Source organism: Ensifer sp. LC163, from assembly GCF_001695855.1.
Classification (GTDB): domain Bacteria; phylum Pseudomonadota; class Alphaproteobacteria; order Rhizobiales; family Rhizobiaceae; genus Ensifer.
The window spans coordinates 1-17,708 of sequence record NZ_MBSS01000016.1; the positions used below are offsets into that span (position 1 = coordinate 1).

17 protein-coding genes and 2 pseudogenes are annotated in these 17,708 nt (G+C 60.9%); 5 read left to right on the plus strand and 14 right to left on the minus strand.

The annotated features are described in order from the left end of the window. Positions 1 to 523 precede the first annotated feature (523 nt). Entirely contained in the window at positions 524 to 2,134 is a 1,611-nt protein-coding gene (locus BC360_RS15525; RefSeq protein WP_244512740.1) for a GspE/PulE family protein, read from the plus strand. Here BC360_RS15525 and BC360_RS15530 read toward each other — a convergent pair whose 3' ends face one another. The 9 genes from BC360_RS15530 to BC360_RS15570 are packed head-to-tail and all read right to left on the minus strand — an operon-like array spanning position 2,135 to position 8,297. Continuing rightward, positions 2,135 to 2,587: a hypothetical protein gene (locus BC360_RS15530; RefSeq protein WP_065795823.1), complete on the minus strand. Its 453-nt coding sequence runs from the start codon at positions 2,585 to 2,587 to the stop codon at positions 2,135 to 2,137. Next, positions 2,584 to 3,150 carry a type II secretion system protein GspM gene (gspM, locus tag BC360_RS15535; protein WP_065795824.1) on the minus strand — a complete coding sequence of 189 codons (567 nt, stop codon included), beginning with the start codon at positions 3,148 to 3,150 and terminating at the stop codon, positions 2,584 to 2,586. Before gspM ends, BC360_RS15530 begins: the two co-directional genes overlap by 4 nt. Then, positions 3,147 to 4,202, minus strand: coding sequence for a PilN domain-containing protein (locus BC360_RS15540; RefSeq protein ID WP_065795894.1), 1,056 nt, complete (start codon positions 4,200 to 4,202; stop codon positions 3,147 to 3,149). The genes gspM and BC360_RS15540 overlap by 4 nt, the downstream gene beginning before the upstream one ends. 16 nt (positions 4,203 to 4,218) lie before the next feature. After that, on the minus strand, positions 4,219 to 5,100 hold the full coding sequence (locus BC360_RS15545) for a general secretion pathway protein GspK (RefSeq protein ID WP_065795825.1): 882 nt from the start codon (positions 5,098 to 5,100) through the stop codon (positions 4,219 to 4,221). Further along, entirely contained in the window at positions 5,087 to 5,752 is a 666-nt protein-coding gene (locus BC360_RS15550) for a hypothetical protein (RefSeq protein WP_065795826.1), read from the minus strand. The genes BC360_RS15545 and BC360_RS15550 overlap by 14 nt, the downstream gene beginning before the upstream one ends. After that, complete coding sequence (locus BC360_RS15555) at positions 5,749 to 6,162, minus strand: prepilin-type N-terminal cleavage/methylation domain-containing protein (RefSeq protein ID WP_065795827.1); 414 nt, start codon at positions 6,160 to 6,162, stop codon at positions 5,749 to 5,751. The genes BC360_RS15550 and BC360_RS15555 overlap by 4 nt, the downstream gene beginning before the upstream one ends. Then, positions 6,159 to 6,647: a prepilin-type N-terminal cleavage/methylation domain-containing protein gene (locus BC360_RS15560; RefSeq protein WP_065795828.1), complete on the minus strand. Its 489-nt coding sequence runs from the start codon at positions 6,645 to 6,647 to the stop codon at positions 6,159 to 6,161. The genes BC360_RS15555 and BC360_RS15560 overlap by 4 nt, the downstream gene beginning before the upstream one ends. Next, positions 6,616 to 7,080, minus strand: a complete 465-nt coding sequence (gspG, locus tag BC360_RS15565) for a type II secretion system major pseudopilin GspG (protein WP_065795829.1) — start codon at positions 7,078 to 7,080, stop codon at positions 6,616 to 6,618. The genes BC360_RS15560 and gspG overlap by 32 nt, the downstream gene beginning before the upstream one ends. Before the next feature lie 5 nt (positions 7,081 to 7,085). Next, positions 7,086 to 8,297 carry a type II secretion system F family protein gene (locus BC360_RS15570; RefSeq protein ID WP_065795830.1) on the minus strand — a complete coding sequence of 404 codons (1,212 nt, stop codon included), beginning with the start codon at positions 8,295 to 8,297 and terminating at the stop codon, positions 7,086 to 7,088. 282 nt (positions 8,298 to 8,579) lie between these two features. Between BC360_RS15570 and BC360_RS15575 the strand changes: the two genes are divergently transcribed. The 4 genes from BC360_RS15575 (at position 8,580) to BC360_RS15590 (ending at position 14,241) form a co-directional block, all read left to right on the plus strand. Further along, positions 8,580 to 10,904 carry a multicopper oxidase family protein gene (locus tag BC360_RS15575; protein WP_065795831.1) on the plus strand — a complete coding sequence of 775 codons (2,325 nt, stop codon included), beginning with the start codon at positions 8,580 to 8,582 and terminating at the stop codon, positions 10,902 to 10,904. A 104-nt stretch (positions 10,905 to 11,008) separates the two neighbouring features. Beyond that, positions 11,009 to 11,998 carry an SCO family protein gene (locus BC360_RS15580; RefSeq protein WP_065793298.1) on the plus strand — a complete coding sequence of 330 codons (990 nt, stop codon included), beginning with the start codon at positions 11,009 to 11,011 and terminating at the stop codon, positions 11,996 to 11,998. A gap of 777 nt (positions 11,999 to 12,775) precedes the next feature. Next, positions 12,776 to 13,747, plus strand: a complete 972-nt coding sequence (locus BC360_RS15585; protein ID WP_244512741.1) for a tlde1 domain-containing protein — start codon at positions 12,776 to 12,778, stop codon at positions 13,745 to 13,747. A gap of 227 nt (positions 13,748 to 13,974) precedes the next feature. Beyond that, entirely contained in the window at positions 13,975 to 14,241 is a 267-nt protein-coding gene (locus tag BC360_RS15590; RefSeq protein ID WP_065795832.1) for a DUF2277 domain-containing protein, read from the plus strand. 89 nt (positions 14,242 to 14,330) lie between these two features. Here BC360_RS15590 and BC360_RS32750 read toward each other — a convergent pair. The 5 genes and pseudogenes from BC360_RS32750 to BC360_RS15605 all read right to left on the minus strand — a co-directional run. Further along, a pseudogene (locus BC360_RS32750) lies at positions 14,331 to 14,429 on the minus strand (LysR family transcriptional regulator); the annotation flags it as partial. 62 nt (positions 14,430 to 14,491) lie between these two features. Then, a complete protein-coding gene (locus BC360_RS32160; protein ID WP_161491380.1) occupies positions 14,492 to 14,644 on the minus strand; it encodes a hypothetical protein in 153 nt (50 codons plus the stop codon). 14 nt (positions 14,645 to 14,658) lie between these two features. Next, entirely contained in the window at positions 14,659 to 15,495 is an 837-nt protein-coding gene (locus BC360_RS15595) for an alpha/beta fold hydrolase (protein WP_065795833.1), read from the minus strand. Between the two features lie 164 nt (positions 15,496 to 15,659). Next, complete coding sequence (locus BC360_RS15600) at positions 15,660 to 17,264, minus strand: MFS transporter (protein WP_065795834.1); 1,605 nt, start codon at positions 17,262 to 17,264, stop codon at positions 15,660 to 15,662. Then, positions 17,261 to 17,697 (minus strand): annotated as a pseudogene (locus BC360_RS15605) (DoxX family protein). The gene BC360_RS15600 and the pseudogene BC360_RS15605 overlap by 4 nt, the downstream one beginning before the upstream one ends. Positions 17,698 to 17,708 lie beyond the last annotated feature (11 nt).

Below are 17,708 nucleotides of genomic sequence, written 5' to 3' on the forward strand. Positions count from 1 at the left end.
GGCTGGCGGGCGTCTGCCGATCCGGCAGACGCATAGCCCATCGTCGAATTACCACCATTTCTGAGTGTGCGCGCCTGCAGGTCCGCGCTTGTCACCGAGCCAAGGATCGAGTCGACGTCATTTCCCAATCGCCCCTCGTCCTGAGAGACGCAGCCCATGGCCAGCAGACAGACACCGAAAAACAAAGCCGTCCGAAGAACTGTACCGCTAGATCTCATCTCGTCACGACTGATTCTCGCTTCACTCATGTCGAAGCCTAGCATTTCTGTAAGAGACCACTATTATTATCCGCGGCTAATCCACTTCTTCCATCACGGTTCTTGGGGATAACCGCATCCGGTCGCCAAGGCCGGCATGTAACAGTCCTCGATGTCGCCGAGCCGCCAAAGACGGCGGCTGAACGAACGAGGCGGTGCGGTGGCATACGGCGGCGGGACGGATGAATACGGCAAAGACTGTAACGCAATTCATTCGCTATCTATTGACGAGAGAGGACCTGGTCGGACCATCGGAGAGGCTGACCTTGGAGCGCTTTCTCGCGGATACGCCCTCAAATTACGCCGGCCTTTGGGAAACTGGGCTTTTGTCGGGAGAACTGCTTGCCGACGCAATTGCCGAGTTTCATGGCCTGAGCCGGGCCGCATTCGACCACATCGAGTTTCGTCCCGAACTGACTGAAGATTTATCGGCACGTTTCCTGCGCGCCGCATGGGTCGTGCCGGCGCTCGAGGGTGAGTGTCGGTTGCTGGTCGTTGCCGATCCGAGCCGAAGCGACGCGATCGAAGCAGCCTTGGCGGCCCTTGGCCAACAGGTGGAATTGCGGATCGCGACGTTCGAGGAAATGGCGATGCTGTTCGAGCGCATGCTTTCCCAGGAGCAGGTCGAAGACCAAAGGACAGAGCAATCGGCGGCACCTGTTCCTGGCGATCGAAACGAGGAGGATCTCGATCGGCTCCACGATATCGCCAGCGGGGCGCCGATCGTTCGGGCCGTGGACCAGCTCCTTGAAACCGCCCTCAGCCTATCGGCAACGGACATTCACATCGAGCCTCAACCTGACGGCGTAAGGCTGAGGATGCGCGTCGATGGAATGCTGCGGACGATGCAGCCACTTTCGAACGAGATCGCGCGCGGCGTCATCTCACGTATCAAGATCCTGGCAGGGTTGAATATTGCCGAACGCCGGCTGCCGCAAGACGGCCGCGCGCGCATATTGATCAATTCGACTCGTGCCGATTTTCGGGTGGCGACGATGCCGACGCTGCACGGAGAGGCCCTGGTCGTGCGCATCCTCGTCAAAGGTGCCGAAGCCCTCGATCTTTCCCGTCTGGGCATGTCGTCGCGCGACTTCTCCGTTCTTCATAGGCAGCTGGCCGAACCTCACGGCCTCGTTGTCGTGGCCGGCCCGACGGGCTGCGGCAAGACGACCACACTGACGGCGGCATTGTCCAATCTGAACAGCCCCGAACGCAAGATCATGACGATCGAAGATCCGATCGAATATCAGATGGCGGGCGTCAGCCAAACCCAGGTCAAGCCGTCCATAAACCTGACGTTTGCCAATGCGATGCGGTCGTTCCTTCGTCAGGACCCCGACATCATGATGGTGGGTGAGATGCGGGACAGCGAAACCGCCTCGATCAGTCTCCAGGCAGCGTTGACAGGCCACCTGGTCCTAACGACCCTGCACACCAACAGCGCGGCAGACGCCATCATAAGGTTGATGGATCTGGGCGTCGAAACCTTCCTTCTGGCGTCCGCATTGCGTTGCGTCATTGCTCAGCGCTTGGTCAGAAGGTTGTGCGAGCGTTGCAAGGCGCCGATTGAAGACGAAGCGCACGCCACCTCGACATCGGCGGCGCGTCAGCGCTTTGCCGAACGCCCCGGCGACACCTGCTTTCGCGCGGTCGGTTGCTCCTATTGCGGTGACAGCGGCTATCGCGGGCGCGTTGGAATATTTGAGGTCCTGCCTGTCGATGGCGAGATCACCGCATTGATCCGAAAGGATGCGGATCCTCAAAAGATTCAGACCGTCGCCGTCCAGGCGGGCATGACAACCATGCTGGAAGACGGGCTTGCGAAGTACCGGCGCGGCGTCACCTCGATCGAAGAGGTTCTGCGCGTAACGGTCTGATCATTGAATGGGCAGAAACATCTTGTACTCTTGGCTATGCCCACTCTGCTCGAAGGCGACGGTGCGGCTGTCGACAATCGAGAGGTTCCAGTTCCGATATTTCTCGCCGTCCTTGAGGCGATGAATCTGGCCACTTGCAGCATCCTGGAGAAGGGCTTGCCGACTGTCTGTCGTCGATATGATGCCGACGAGCTTGAGCTCCGGCGGGGCGTCCGGCACGGTCTCAACGTCGGCGGCGGCGACCGGCGCCGGCGTATCCACCGTCTCGTCAACAACGGGAGGCTGCCGCGTCGGCGTAAACAAAGGATGCAATCTCGTCGCCTCGAGCCTGTCGAGGGTCGCCCCCTGAAGCCAGGGGGCCTCGTCGGGTGTTGGTGATTGGGACGACGCGGGGCCTGCGAAAAGCAGGACGGCAATGAGCACCGACAAACGCGGATCCGACAGGGCCGTCATCGTTCAGCCCTCCGCCAATAGCCTTCGACGAGCGCCAAAACGCGCAATGTCGGCGATGCATGGGGCGCCTCTTCATCGAGCGCCAGGCTCTCGATGTTGATGGATTTGACAACCAGCGCTGTCGTGTTGGTCTCGGTCGCGAACAGTATCTTTTGCAAGGGTTCGATGGTGGTGTGGAAGAGAATCCGCATTTCGACCGTGCCCCCGGCGGGGTCGGTCTCTTCGGACGCGACAAATTCGAACTGCGAGACCACAGCACCGGTCTGGCCGATGATATCGGTGACGAGCCGCTGAAGCTCGGCGCCTGCAATAGCGGGCGTATCCCCGGGCAAATAGGAGCGTACGCTCGCGCCATCACCAACGCCGCCCACACCGCCGCCAAGCGCAGACAGCCGAGCTTTGAGTGTGTCGACCAGGGCCGTGTCGTTCCTGTTCTCCTCAGCAAGACGCGACACGACTATGGCACTCCACGCAACGACAAGGACCGGCAGCAGCACCAGACAGGAAAGTGCGGCAATCGCCGCTACCCTGACACGTCGTGTGCTGCCGCGTGGGGTTCTCATTGTCTACCCGTTTCCGTAAAGCGCGCCAGGATCTCAAATCGTTCCAGTTTAGTATCATTGTCACGAATGATGGGTGCGGAAAAACCGGCCGCCTCCAACATATCCGAGTTTTCTAAGAGGCTGATTAAATTGGCCGCGTTTGTGGAAAGACCTGTGACCCGGACATCGCGATCGTCTACGTCGAGAGTTGTGAGGTAAGTGGTGTCTGGAACTCGCTTGGAAAGTTCATCGAGCAGCAAGACCATGGGTACGGCGTCCCATTTGCGCGCCAGTTTGAGCCCGGGGTCCTTCGTCGTCTCTGCCTCCTTGCGGGCCACCTCGATGGCGCCACGCAGACTTGCGAGAGAGGCGTCGATGCGGGCTGCCTCCGCGGCGGCACGATTGACGCGCCAGCCGGCGCCTGTCACCAGGATCGCGCCCACGCCCGCCAAGACGCAAAGGCAAAACAGGGAAATGTGCCGTCGCCTCTCGCGCAACGCCGCCTTGGCGCCCGGCAAGAGGTTGATCGTGCTTGGGCTATCCGGCGGGTCCGACGCAAGACCCACAACGACCGGCGTTATGCCGACTGCTTGGTACGGTTCGATGGCGCTGCGCATCGTCGTGAGCGACGTCGCGACAAGCCGCACATGCAACTGGCCGGAAAGCCTGGCGGCCTCGTTCTCCTGGATGTCGTAGTCGTACACCATCTTCTCCGATGGCCACGGCATGATCTGCTCGATCTGATGCCGGATGATCGCCTCGATGTGACCGCGGCTGGCGGCCGGCAGACGCAGAGAGCGCACCACAACCCCGTCACCCGCCAGCCGCAGCTCGACGGGATGTGCTCCGACTATCTTGTTGAGCCAGCCATTCCGCAAATCCGCACGCGCGCCGTCCCCCTTGTGCACCGGTCGGGCGCGGCCGACGCGATAACAGGAGAGCTTCGCCCGTTCATCGACAAGAAGAAATTTACCACGCGCCGCGTGCGGGAGCCCGATCATGGCCTGCCACGACGTCATCTCGTCGAGAAGTGCAGCCATCCCGCGCTTGATGTATGCGACAAGACCACTCATCCAATCCGCCCCGCCATCAACGAGCCGCCCGACCTGCAGGAGCCCATTCGTACACAGCATATCCCTTCGCCTCGTCTTCGGCATCCGCTATGATGGCGTGCGCAGCGCTTGTCCTGCCACTTTCGCTGCGGGCGATCACATTAAGCCGGTATACTTTAGGGCGCTCTTGCGTGACGAATTTGTCATACCGCTGAAACAGCCCTCGCAATTCGCCGTCGTCACTTTCTGCGCCGCCCGTTTCACTGGCGGCCAAGGCCGAGGCATGCCTATCGCTCATCTCAGGGACAGCCATCAAGACACGGCGCGACAAAGCGGCCGGATAGAGCAAGCCCGTGCGGTTGTAGACGGTGACAAACGCTTCCAGGCGCAGATAGTCGGCTTCGCTCAAACCCCTGATGAAGCGCAGTTCGCTCACAGACTGGAACGCAACGTTTGCCGGTAGGCCGTTTGTATCGCTTGCCAGATAGTCCGCGCGCTCGGCGCCGCCCGTCGTTCTTTCATCGTCCTCATCACGCCAGTCGACGACCCGCGCGGCGAATGACTTGGGTGAAAGCGACTGCCCTCTTGCGGCCTTGAACACGCCCTCCAGCAATTCGGGTGGTGACGCGTTCAGATCCACCCGTCCAGTCTCCGCCGAGACATGCAAGGTAACGCTGCCGCTTGGCAGACGAATTGTCCTTCCATCCACCGACGCGGCATCGATATCCGCGATGAAGAGAAGGTATGCAGACGCTGCGACGCCGCTTTCCAGCAGGTTTTCCACCACGAGGTCGTCCGCCCCCAGCCTTGTCAGCACGAGTGCCGGCCGCGACAGCAGCACCAATGTCGATACAATCCCGGCCAGCAGGCCGCTGACGACAAGCACGGCAAGCGTGGCAAATCCGCTATCGCGCCGCATTGCCGCCTCCCCTGCAGACGTCTCCCTCGCCGCAGGCCGAAGGCGAGTCGACGTGCGGTGAAATCATCAGCGTCAGCGGTGCCCGCCGCTCGTCGGACCTGTCCCAAATCTGCAGTCGAACAATGTCCGGAAGCTTGGACTGCGCAACCCAGGATCCGCGCCAGATGGTCCCGCGCTCCGTAATCTCGGCAAAGGAAAAGCGCCAGCGCCACGCCCCCTCGAACAATGCGATCGGCGCGGACGAGCGAGCCCTTTCGAAATCAGCCGCTCCGGGAACCCGCACGGCTGAAGACCTTGTGAGCGCGGGCGGCTTGGACCTCACCGCAATCCACACCGTCTGATCCGCCCCAAACTGCGCCTCGACCCTGATGGCAAACCCGAGCGCCTCGTCGCTGCCATAAAACAGGAGCGGCGCATTGGCTGCCGCGCCTGTCTTGACTGCGGCGATCTGTGAAAAATCTCTTCGCAATGCGGCAAGGCCGGTCGTAAGCTCTTCGAGTGTGGCAGCCCCTCTCGAAGCCGCGGCCGACGAACGTGTCACGAGCGAAACCGCGAGCATGAGTGCGTGCAGGACAAGTGCGCTGAGCAAGAGCACGGCCAGTGCTTCAAGAAGCGCGAAACCTTCGTCCTTCGGTGCCCGCACTCTGTTCATTGGGCAACCCCGACCAAGAGACGGTCAACGGCAAGGACTCGCGAAGCAGATACCTCGACGGAAATTCTTGCTTCAAGCAGCGCGCGGCCGTTGCCTGGCGGCGCATCGGCTACTTCCGCTGGGACAACAACCACACGCCATCGGCGTCCCCGCACCTCACCAGAAAAAACACCGGGCCGTGTTCGCCCGTTTCGCAACTCCCCCGCCAAAACCTCCTCGGCGACCAGCCTGGCCTCAAGCCACGCACGGGAATGACCGATCGACGCGCGGGCAGATACCAGACTGCGAGGAACGACCGAAACCACCGCCGCAAGGATCGCGACCGCAACGAGAACCTCGAGCAGGGTGAAACCCGCGTCGCCACGGCACTTGTCCTTGGCCACCTCTCGACGAACGACGTGCGGGGTCATCGGCGCATACTCAGTACCTCCGACAGCGTGACGCCCGAGGTCAAGGGGTTGACCGCTATGCGGTAGGCGACATTGCTCCCTTCGATCCTCAATACGCCGCCGAGCGCGCGTCCATCCGCTTGAAAGACAAACCCGCGGTGGCCGGCCGCTTGCCGGCGGCCGGAGTTCTCGATCCTCATCGCCGTGCCGTCGGGCAAGACGACCTTTCGACCAGAAGCACCCGAGACCACCGTCCCGCGCTGCGGATCGACGGCAGAAAGGACCGGCCGCCCCTGCTCTATCGCCGTATTTCTGTCATGGCGCAAAAGTGCGGTGATCTCGGCTGACCGCACCCTCAGAGCCAAGGCGCGGTTGGCCTGCGACAGGTGGGGCAACGACATTGCGGCAACCAGTGCCACGATCGCGAGCGCAGCCAGGATCTCAAGCAACGCAAATCCGCTGTCGCATTCCGCATCATTGCTGGATGGTGATATCGGCTGCGCCATCGGTTCCTCCCTCGACACCATCGGCACCATAAGAGATGATCTGAGGTCTCCCCTTGCCACCGATACGGTATTGATATGGATTGCCCCAGGGATCGAGCGGCACGGAGGCCTGCTGGATATAGGGGCCCTTCCAGCGCTTGATCGCCGCACCGTCTACGAGCGCGTCCAGCCCCTCCCGTTCGGTCGGGTAGCGCGCCGTATCGAGATAGAAGAGATCGAACGCCGAAGAGAGAGCCTCGATCTGCAGCTTCGCGGCGCGGACGCGCGCCTCGGAGAGATATCCAAGCACCCGCGGAGCGGCGATGCCGGCGACGAGGCTGAGGATGATCAGGACGACCAGCAACTCAAGCAGCGTGAACCCGCCCTCTCGTTCATCGTGCCCATACCGGCAAGCACTGTGGTCGATTGGCTTTGAGCGACGGGGTGTTTTCATAGGGGTCACAACAGCAGTTCGTTCAGACTGAGCAGGGCAGTGATCACCGAGACGATGATCCAGGCAATGAAGGCGCTGATCGCCAGCAGGACAAGCGGACCCGCTATCGCGGTGGCGCGGGCAATCGATCGGTCGAGTTTCGTTTCATAGTAGCTTGCGACCCGCCATGCCGCCTTGTCGGCCTCTCCCGTTGTCTCGCCCACTCGCATTATCTGCAGGCCATAGGGCGGGAGGAAGTCGATGCGAGCGAGCGCATCGGTAAGGCGGCTCCCGTCGCGAACTTCGGCAAGAACTCCGGCGACGAGGTTGGCGGAGTTCTTGTCTCGCATGAGGTCTCGGATGAGCCGGAGTGCGGTCGGCAGATCGACACCGCTTCTGCTCAGCATCGCGAGCGTCGAACAGAAGACGACAGCGCGCTGCTGCATGAGCAAGGTGTCGAAACCAGGGATATGGCGAAGCATGGAGATTAGCGCCGCTTTCACCGCGTCGCTGCGCGCGGCGAAAACTGCCGCACCGGTCAAAACCGCCGCCGCGTATGCCAAAAGTGCGCGGTGCCCAACGGCAATGCGCGACAGCGTGAATACCAAAGGTTCGGATCCGAGCGACGAGTTGCCCGTTTCGACGAGCGCTTGGTCGAATTGCGGAACCACGACGATAAGCACAAAGAAGAACACGCCGATCGCCGCGAAAATCAGAAAACAGGGATAGGCCAGCGCAGAGGTCAACCGATGCCTCAGTTCGCTCTGGCGCCGTCGATTTTGAGCGATCACTTGCAGCGTGACATCGAGATTGCCGGCGACTTCCGCGACCTCCACCATTTTGACGTAGGTTCGCGGAAAGGCCTTTGGATAAGCCGCTATCGCCTCACCAAGACTGTGGCCCTTCGATATAACTTCCCAGATCGAATAGACGATGCCGGCGAGCGCGCGGCGTTTGGTCGATTGATAAATGATCTGAAGGGCGCGGTCCAAAGCGACGCTGCCGGTGAGCAGGGCTGCAAGATCCTCGGTGAGCGCTGTTACATCTTCGTATGATGGCGTCGGCGCCAGGATTGAAGCGCGTCGCTTCGGGGCGGATCGGTTCACTTCCTCTATGTCTATCGGCAGAAGAGACCGGCGTTCGAGTTCAGTCGTCATCACCGCGCTCGAAGCCGCGTCCAGATACCCCTCTAGTATGTGTCCGGACTGGTCGATAGCCCGATACCGGAAGCTCGGCATAACCATTCACCACCACTGGAGTGCTGCAGACGGGCGAGAACTCAACCCTGGCGATAAAGCCGGATCGAATACTAAGCTCAAGGTAATTATAAAAGAATGTCGGAAATCCTCAACAGAGGAACGTCGCAAAACCGGCGACCGACAACAATTCGTTCGATCTAAGTCGGAATAGTTATAAGACTAAAGTCTGGTCTAATCATTGTGATTGCAAGTGTTGAGGGGTACTATCTGCAGACATACAGATCGGAGGACCATGAACTACATTTGATAGGGGCGGATTAAATGTACATTTCTAACGATGCGTCGCGGGCGCGACAGAGAGAAGCGCGGCTCGCACGGGAAAACCGTGCCGAGATCGCTCGGGCAATCAATCAGGAACAGGTAACACGTCGCGAGTTGTTGCGATGGGGCATCTTCACGGCCAGCGGAATGCTCGCCATGAAAAATGGGCTCAGTCCGTTTGCAAAAAGCGCCTATGCGGCGGTGCCCACCGGGGCGCCGCGTACGCCGCTGTTCGGCATCAAGAAATTCTCGCAACCGATGAATCGTTTGCACCTGCTCAACCCTGTGCCGATGACGCGGACGTCAGAGGGTCATGCCGCATTTCCCGCACAACTGGCTGAAAGGCCGGCGAAGCGATTGTCCTATCACACCGACTTTTCGGCCGATCCGACAAACAGGCAATTCATCAATCCCAGGACCAATCGCGGGCCAATCGAGGGCCGGCCGCCCGGCGAAATCTTCGCGCATCAGCGCTGGGACGAGTTCTTTCCCAAGGTCGGTTACATCATGAGGCTGGGCCAGATTACCCAAGGCGCTACCGGCGGATACTTTCACGATGGTTTTCCGCACCAACAGCCAAACAGCGCCTGGTGCTATGGCGCCGGCAGGGCCGGCGAATGCAGCCTGCCGCCGTTCCTCATCAAGGGCCGTTACGGCGAACCCATCGTCACGCGGATCTACAATGATCTGCCCGTCGACAGGGCGGAGAACAACGGCTTCGGCCGCAACGAGACCCAGCTTCACTTTCACAATGCGCACAATGGCGCCGAAAGCGATGGCGCAGCGAATGTGCACCACTTCCCGGGCACGTTCTACGACTACCGCTGGAGCACGACGCTTGCGCGGCGCGACAAGATCAACACACAGGCCACCGATCGGCGGGCATCAGGACCGGACGATAGTACCGGTCTCATCAATGTCCCCGGAGACTTCCGCGAACTGCAAGGCAGTATGTGGGCGCACGATCACCGCTTCTTTTTCACCGCGGAAAACGTCTACAAGGGCAATTTGGGCGCCATCAACTACTATAGCGGCCCTGACCGCGGCAACGAGGAGCTCTCCGACGGCGTCAATCTGCGGCTGCCCAGCGGCAAACTGCTGGGCTGGGGCAATGTCGATTTCGACGTCAACCTGATCTTTTCCGATTGCGCATGCGACGCGTCGGGCCAGCTGTTCTTCGACATTTTCGACACGGACGGAATGCTCGGCGATGTGCCGCTGGTCAATTTCGGCTATGCGCCATTCTTCGAAGTCCTGCCGCGAAAATATCGCTTCCGCATTCTGAACGCCTGCATGTCACGCTTCCTGAAGCTTGCCCTGGCCGATGCCAAAGGAAATCCTGTCCCGATCAAATTCATCGCCAATGACGGGAACCTGGTGGTCACCCCCCTGACCTTGACCTCCCTTCCCGTGCAGGGGATCGCCGAACGCTACGATTTTATCGTCGACTTTTCCGGCTTCCGCGTCGGCGACAAGATACGGGTGGTCAATCAGATCCTCCATGACGATGGCCGCGGGCCCAAGGAAGAACTCAGCCTGGCAGCGGCCATCAAGGGCCTTTCCAAGGATCCGGTGGTCGGGCCGATGCTTGAGTTTCGGGTGGTCGGCGCAGTCGAAAGCGTCGATGTGCCCGGTGTCATCCACCGCGCCACGGACCCGGACGTCAGCCGCGTTCCGCCCAAATTAACCGAACAAATACCGATCGTTACGCCGGTGCGCACAAGGCTCGTCGAGTTCGGCAGGTCGGGAGATGGGGATTCCCGCGGGCCGGACGGGTGTGTTCCGGATTGTGGCGAAATGGTCAACTTCCCCTGGACGATTCGCATCAATGGCGAAACGTCGCATTCCATGAATGCCAACCGAATTTCCCTGCTGGTTCCGAAAGCCGGCGAGGTGGAGCATTGGACCTATAGGAACGGCGGCGGCGGGTGGGATCACCCTATTCACCTCCACTTCGAGGAGGGCGTCACCATTTCGCGCACCGGAATGAAGCTTGCAGCGACCGAGAACCTCCAGCGGAAGGACGTCTGGCGGCTTGGCGAAAGCGGCAGCGTCACCTTCCAGGTGCAGTTCGGCGAATTCGGCGGCGCCTATGTCAACCATTGCCATAACACCGTGCATGAGGACTTCGCGATGCTGGCGCGCATTCAACTGCTGACCGGTGTGGCCGGCTCACCCCAAAGCGCGGTGACCCCTACTCCAAACCCAACCCCGGACGGCGTCGTTTTCACCACCCCGGAGATCCTGCCCGAAGGCGCGCCCAAGGGCTGGCAGGACAGCCAGCCGATGCAGGCCGCACAGCTTTCAGGCACTGTTGTTCCTTGAACGGTTGGCCGAGCCGAGGCCCGGTCAACCAGGAAGGGATTTGTCCTCGTTATGTGAGCTTGGCGCGCGTGCCGCGCCGGCTTGCCTGCTGTTTGGAGATCCAGATGAAACGATGGTTCGCGGCCGTCGCGGCGGTAACCGCAATTTTTCTATCCAGCCCAGGCGAACCGGCGGCCAAGAGTTCGCGTTGGGGAAAGGACTACTTCCCGAATGTCGACGTCGTTACCCAAAATGGCGACAGGGTTCGGTTCTATGACGATCTGATCAAGGACAGGATCGTCCTCATCAGCTTCATCTTCACCAACTGCACGGACCTTTGCCCGCTGACGACAGCGCGCATCGCCCAGGTGGTGGACAGGTTGAGAGACGAAATCGGCAACGACATTTTTGTACTCTCGATCACGGTCGACCCCGAAAACGACACGCCGGACAAACTGAGAACCTTCGCCAACGCCTTTTACACCGGCCCTGGCTGGACATTCATCACGGGGAAGCCAGCCGACATTCGTGCCATCAATTCAAAGCTTGGCAACAAGAGCGATGTGGCGACCCAGCACCGCAACGAAATCGTTCTTGGCAACGACAAAACTGGCGAATGGACAAGAAACTCGCCGTTCGCGGACATCGAGAACCTCGAGCTTGCCATCCGCGACATGGATCCGGACTGGCGGGATCGTCGTCACGTTCGGCAGGATGCCTTGGCAGCGGACCATGACCCACAGGGCCTGACAATCGGCCGCGAACCGGGGCAGGTCCTGTTCAAGAAGATCTGTGCACCTTGCCACACAGTGGGCGTAACCGATCATATCGGCCCCGATCTGCTCGGCGTCACGGACCGGCGTGACCCCAAGTGGCTGGTGGAAATGATCATGAACCCGGCCGGACTGCGCGCAAATAGAGACCCAATCCTCGCCGACCTCGACGCGAAATACAAAGGCGTCCGCATGCCAAATCTCGGCCTGTCGGCGAGCGACGCATCGGACCTCATCTCGTATCTGGCCAGCAAAACGGCTCAGATAGAGGAGTTGCGGGCCGAGCCCGAGGAATCGCATCTCCACCCCACACAAGGCGGGTCTCATCACCAGCACAAATAGACGACCGCCGCTTCCCACTAAAGTACGGCGCCGCCCGACAGACTGGCTGGCCGTGAGCTTTCGGGAAGTCGCACTTAGCGGGCGGATTCGGGAGCCTGGCGTTGCAGCCTCAAGTTTTCCAGATCGCTCTGAATGAACTTTCACAACAATGCACGCCTGTTGCCTTGAGACGCCAAACGCGGCTGACAGCGATGGCATCATGCCGGCGACCATGAACGCCGGCGCGGTCAGCGAGCAGATCGTCACGATCGAGACAGGCGCTTGAACGCTGGTTCGGATCTATCTCGGTTCATGGAAAGCAAAATTTAACCATACTTGTTCATCTTTTGTCGATCGGTCGTCAAGAAGGGGACAATCCGGGAAATCGCGCAGCGGTGGTCGATCACCGGCCTGAAGGCCTTTGCAGGATTTACTGGCTTGATATGCGTTGTGAGTAAGGTCGTTCGTCCAAAGTCTTTGCACCGTCTGTTACGCCCGCTGCTGATCACGTGCTGCGGCCTCGCCTTTGCCGGCGTGGCTGCGGGGTCGGTCGCCGGCATGGTCGCAATGGGCAGCTTTTTCGCTCATGGTTCGGGCCACTTCCTGCCCAAGCCGCAACTCCATGTGGCAGAGAGAGTAAAGGAGCGCCCGTGGGTCAAGCAGGCCAGGGTCAAACAGACGCCGAGATTGGTCGCCGCCGCGGCTGAGCCAGTCGTGCTCGCAAGCCTTACCAGTGGCCGAGCGAGATCCGCCCACGGCCCCGATGTTCCCGGAGATGCCGAGATGAGCGGCAACGCAGTGCACTTCGACGCCTTGGCGAGGCGGGCCACAGTGACATCCGAGAAACCCGCGAGCAATTTCCGGGCCTCTGGTTCCGCCACGTCGCGCCCCGCGACGGCAAAGGTTGTCGGGCCTGCGCTGGACCGGTTCGGGCCACCGCGCGCCGGTTCGACCGATAAGCCCGAGGCCTCGCTCGCCTATGCCGACCCCTCGCAGAGCGGAGCGAACGGCGTTGCGTTTTCGGCGTTACTGGCGCCGCCGCTGGATGACGACCTCGCCGCCCTGCCAGACTATGAAGATACACCATCCTTCGGCCCTCTGCCGCAGGTCCGTCCCCGTGACAATCAAACCCAAAAGCCTGCTGCTGAAACGGAGAACTCCGAGATCAGGCAGGCCGAAGCCGGGGCAGCGTCGAAGGTCGACGAAACCACGAAGGCCGACGAACGCGAAACGCCGAGGCAGCAAAAGCTGGCTTATGCGCGGCCGGACGATCCGGCGGAGAACAGATCCGGCGGCGGCCTCGGCCAGGCCTTGCGCAGCATGTTCGGCGGTGGAACCAAGGCGGGAAATGGCGTCGCGGTCTACGACATCAGCGCCGCGAAGGTTTACATGCCCGACGGCAGTGTGCTCGAGGCCCATTCCGGCATCGGCAAGATGGCCGACAATCCGCGCTATGTGGATGTCAAGATGACCGGACCGACCCCACCGCACACCTACAATCTCAAGATGCGCGAAACGCGCTTCCATGGTGTCGAAGCGATCCGCATGCTGCCTATCGACGGAAAGAACAAGCACGGCCGCGACGGCTTCTTGACCCACAGCTACCTGCTGCGCGGCGGCCGAGCGGAATCGCATGGCTGCGTCGCCTTCAAGGACTACAGGCGTTTCCTCACCGCCTTCAAGGAGGGCAAGGTCCGGCAGATCGTCGTGGTGCCGAGCGGCGGACGCGCGGCTGGCATGCAAATGGCATCGAACGGAAAGAACACCTGACAGGCTCACCCGGCAGTCGGCTGGTTGAAGCAAGAGATGGCGATCAAGGCTTTCGCCAACGAGGGGTGGGCATTAAGATCTCGCCTTCTACAGCGCCGCGCGTCAAATATGACGCGCAAAGGACGCTGTAACACTTTGAGTTGCTGCATAATTTTGTCCTTAAATCGATTCCGATTTAAGGAATTATGCAGTAGAGAAGCCAGTTTAAAGCGGACCGGGAGCCAGTCATGTGCCGAAACATAAAACCCCTGTTCAATTTCGATCCACCAGCGACTGACGAGGAGATCCATGACGCCGCGGTGCAGTTCGTGCGCAAGCTGAGCGGAACGACCAAACCGTCCAAACGCAATCAGGCGGCCTTCGAGCGCGCGGTCAATTCGATCGCGGCCTGCGCCCGAGAATTGCTCGATACGCTCGATACTTCGCAGCCCCCACGCAACCGCGAAGAAGAAGCAGCCAAGGCGCGCGCTAGATTGGCGATCCGGTTCGCCTGACGAGAGCAGCCATCAGCCTGCCATAAGCCTGGGTCTCCTCCCGCTATCTCGCGATCGATTGCCCCGGCAAACCGCTCCGCTCACGCGAGGATGAAGCCGAGATTGATGTGGCCGTCCTTCAGACCGCGGATGATGTCGTTGGGCGAACCGCTTGATACATGCAGCTCGATATCGGGATACTTGCGGCTACTGCATAATTCCTTAAATCGGAATCGATTTAAGGAGAAAATTATGCAGCAAGTTTAAAGCCTTACAGCGTCCTTTGCGCGTCATATTTGACGCGCGGCGCTGTAATACGCCCCAGGAACGCCGGCAGCACGCCAATCGTCGCGGGATAGATGCGTCCCGGCAAGCCTCGACAGGTGTCGCAGGCCATGGATGCGGCCACGGGCGCCGCATCCATGGCCTCATCCGATATCAGGCCTCGATGAAGGCGATCAGGTCGCCATTGAGGACGTCGGCATTGATCGTCAGCATACCGTGCGAGAAGCCCGGATAGGTTTTCAGCGTGCCGTTCTTCAGGAGCTTGATGGCCTTGAGCGCGGCGTCGGCGATCGGGACGATCTGGTCGTCGTCGCCATGCAGGACCAGTGTCGGCACGCCGATCGCCTTCAGGTCCTCTGTCTGGTCGGTTTCCGAAAAGGCCTTGATGCCCTCGTAATGGGCCTTGGCACCGCCCATCATGCCTTGCCGCCACCAATTCTGGATCACGCCGTCCTGCACTGTCGCGCCGTCGCGATTGAAGCCGTAGAACGGACCGGCGGGGACGTCACGGAAGAACTGCGCCCGATTGGCAGCCAGCGCGGACCGGAAGCCGTCGAAGACTTCAATCGGCAGACCTTCGGGATTTGATGCCGTCTTGAGCATCAGCGGCGGTACGGCGGAGACCAGCACCGCCTTAGCAACGCGGCCTGACGGTTCGCCGTGTTTGGCGACATAGCGGGCAACTTCGCCACCGCCGGTCGAATGGCCGATATGGACGACATTCTTCAGATCGAGCGCTTCGACGACCGCAAAGGCGTCGGCGGCGTAGTGATCCATGTCGTGCCCTTCGGAGACCTGCGCCGAGCGGCCATGACCGCGGCGGTCATGGGCAACCACGCGGTAACCCTTCGACAGGAAGAACAGCATCTGCGCGTCCCAGTCGTCGGATGAGAGCGGCCAGCCATGATGGAACATGATCGGCTGCGCGGCCTTCGGACCCCAGTCCTTGTAGAAGATTTCGGTTCCGTCTGCGGTGGTAACAAAGCCCATGTCTTTCTCCTTTGGCGATCTGGATGGTGGGTTGTTTCGCGGCGTTTCGATTGTCTATGCAGAGATATTGGACCGAGAAGAGAATGCCGACAATTGCAACAATAGTATCGATTGAATTGCGAATTTAGCAATTAAGGGAGGGCGGCTGAAGCCGCCCCCGTTGGTCACGCCGATACCTTACCCGGCCGGTTGATGTTCAGAAAGTGCCTGACGACAGGCTTCTCCGCTCCCGAGTGATAGGCAAGCACCTTGCCCTGCACATCGGCATCAGCCAGCGACACGCGCTTGTGCTGCCTGAGATGTTCCGCCCAGGATTCGACCATGAACCACTCGACCATCCTTTCCGGATCGGCCGAATCCTCGGTTATGCCCCAGCCATAGGCGCCGTCACGGCGTCGTTCGTGCGACAGCTCGTCAAGCGCATGCAGGAATGCGGCACGGTTTTGTCTCTCGACCTGATACTCGATCAGGATCAAAACCGGGCCGCGGTCATGCGGGACCGGTTCTGCGACGAGCGGCTCCGGCCAATGGTTTGACGGGACCAGACCGGCATCACCCGCCGGCAACTTGATACGGTGCATGATCAGTCCAGCCACGAACAATCCGCCCGCTCCGATCAGCAAGGTGCCCGAGACACCGGCAACTTCGCCGACTGCACCCCAACCGAGGCTCCCGGCAGTCATCGCACCGTTGAAGACGGTCAGATAGACGGCGAGCCCGCGTCCCCGGACCCAGTTCGGCAGGATCGCCTGAGCGGCACCATTCAGGGTGGTCAGGGCCGTGATCCATGCAGCACCGAGGAAGAGCAAAATGACGACGGCAAGCCATTGCGGCGGCGCCAGCGACAGCGCTGCCATGACCAGCGCCGTCACGAGCGCAGATCCGAACAACAGGCCATCGGCGCCGAAATGTTGGCGCAGCCTCGGCATGACGAGGGCGCCGCCGATCGCACCGGCCCCAACCGAGCCAAGCAGGATCCCGTAGAAGCTGGCGTCACCGCCGAGCAGCTGGCGCGCCACCAGCGGAAGCAGTGCCCAGACCGCACTGGCGAAGGCGAAGAAGACGGCAGCCCTCAACAGAACGACATGCAGCGGCCGGCTGGCACGGGTGTAACGCAGCCCCGCTCGAAATGCCCCGAAAAAGCCTTCCGAAAGCGCGTCATTCGCATCCTTGGCGCGCGGCCACCAGACCAATGCGGCGACGACGAGCACGTAGGACGCCACGTCGGCGCCGTAAGTAACGGCGGCGCCGAGGGAGGCAAGCAGCAGACCGCCCGCCGCCGGACCGATGGAGCGCGCGATGTTGATGCCCAGCGAATTCAAAGCGACGGCACCCTTCACATCCTCGCGCGGTACGAGTTCGGGAACGATCGCCTGCCACGTCGGCCCCATGAGCGCCGCGCCGATACCGCCCATGAACGTCAGGGCGATCAAGGCGCTGACCGACAACATGCCCATATGAGACAGCGCCATCAGCGTTATGCTGACGCTGGCGAGCAGAAGCTGAACGGCGATGAGGAATTTTCGCCGGTCGAGAATGTCAGAGAGCACGCCGGCCGGAATTGCCAGCAGGAAGATCGGCAACGTGCCGGCCGCCTGTACCATGGCCACGGCCGCAGGCGCTGCAGAGAGATCCGTCATCAGCCAGGAGCTGGCGACATCGCGCATGAAGCTGCCGGTGTTGCCGAGAACCGTTGCTGCCCAGAGGACCGCGAAGACGGGTTGGCGAAGCGGGGCAAAGCTGCCGCCTGAAGATTTTGGGGCGCTCATTTGCCTGCTCCTTTGGTTATATCGATTGCCGCGACGAGGATGAACGCGCCGGCGAGGCCCAGATGCTCGAAGAAGGCATTGGTCGCCATCCCATGCCCGGCGCAATCTCCGAGAAGCGAAGCGCGACGAAGGTCGCGAGAACGGTGAAAGCGGCCAGAGCCAACGCGCCCAGCCAACGCAGGAAACCTGAGAGAATCATGGCCGAGGCAGCAAGCTCGAATGCGATGACGGCAACAGCGAATAGGCCTGCCGGATGAAGGCCGAAATGCTCCATCTCGGCAATCGCGCCGGTGAAGTCGAAGATTTTGGTGAGCGGCCCCTGAATATAGGCCGCACACAGCGCGAGAAGCGCGATGGCGCGCGTGACAGGTGCCGCGGCAGCCCTTTCAAGAAGCCTGCCGGGGCGATTGAAGGAAAAAGAACGATCAGTCATTTCTGCTCCTG

What these genes read in the sequence shown, in the direction of transcription:
- BC360_RS15595 (WP_065795833.1), bottom strand. Translation starts at nt 15,495, where the DNA reads ATGGGCTTTGTTACCACCGCAGACGGAACCGAAATCTTCTACAAGGAC.
- BC360_RS15570 (WP_065795830.1), bottom strand. Translation starts at nt 8,297, where the DNA reads ATGCCGAGCTTCCGGTATCGGGCTATCGACCAGTCCGGACACATACTA.
- BC360_RS15545 (WP_065795825.1), bottom strand. Translation starts at nt 5,100, where the DNA reads ATGCGGCGCGATAGCGGATTTGCCACGCTTGCCGTGCTTGTCGTCAGC.
- BC360_RS15550 (WP_065795826.1), bottom strand. Translation starts at nt 5,752, where the DNA reads ATGAACAGAGTGCGGGCACCGAAGGACGAAGGTTTCGCGCTTCTTGAA.
- BC360_RS15590 (WP_065795832.1), top strand. Translation starts at nt 13,975, where the DNA reads ATGTGCCGAAACATAAAACCCCTGTTCAATTTCGATCCACCAGCGACT.
- BC360_RS15600 (WP_065795834.1), bottom strand. Translation starts at nt 17,264, where the DNA reads ATGAGCGCCCCAAAATCTTCAGGCGGCAGCTTTGCCCCGCTTCGCCAA.
- BC360_RS15530 (WP_065795823.1), bottom strand. Translation starts at nt 2,587, where the DNA reads ATGACGGCCCTGTCGGATCCGCGTTTGTCGGTGCTCATTGCCGTCCTG.
- BC360_RS15575 (WP_065795831.1), top strand. Translation starts at nt 8,580, where the DNA reads ATGTACATTTCTAACGATGCGTCGCGGGCGCGACAGAGAGAAGCGCGG.
- BC360_RS32160 (WP_161491380.1), bottom strand. Translation starts at nt 14,644, where the DNA reads ATGGATGCGGCGCCCGTGGCCGCATCCATGGCCTGCGACACCTGTCGA.
- BC360_RS15555 (WP_065795827.1), bottom strand. Translation starts at nt 6,162, where the DNA reads ATGACCCCGCACGTCGTTCGTCGAGAGGTGGCCAAGGACAAGTGCCGT.
- gspG (WP_065795829.1), bottom strand. Translation starts at nt 7,080, where the DNA reads ATGAAAACACCCCGTCGCTCAAAGCCAATCGACCACAGTGCTTGCCGG.
- BC360_RS15540 (WP_065795894.1), bottom strand. Translation starts at nt 4,202, where the DNA reads ATGAGTGGTCTTGTCGCATACATCAAGCGCGGGATGGCTGCACTTCTC.
- BC360_RS15580 (WP_065793298.1), top strand. Translation starts at nt 11,009, where the DNA reads ATGAAACGATGGTTCGCGGCCGTCGCGGCGGTAACCGCAATTTTTCTA.
- gspM (WP_065795824.1), bottom strand. Translation starts at nt 3,150, where the DNA reads ATGAGAACCCCACGCGGCAGCACACGACGTGTCAGGGTAGCGGCGATT.
- BC360_RS15560 (WP_065795828.1), bottom strand. Translation starts at nt 6,647, where the DNA reads ATGGCGCAGCCGATATCACCATCCAGCAATGATGCGGAATGCGACAGC.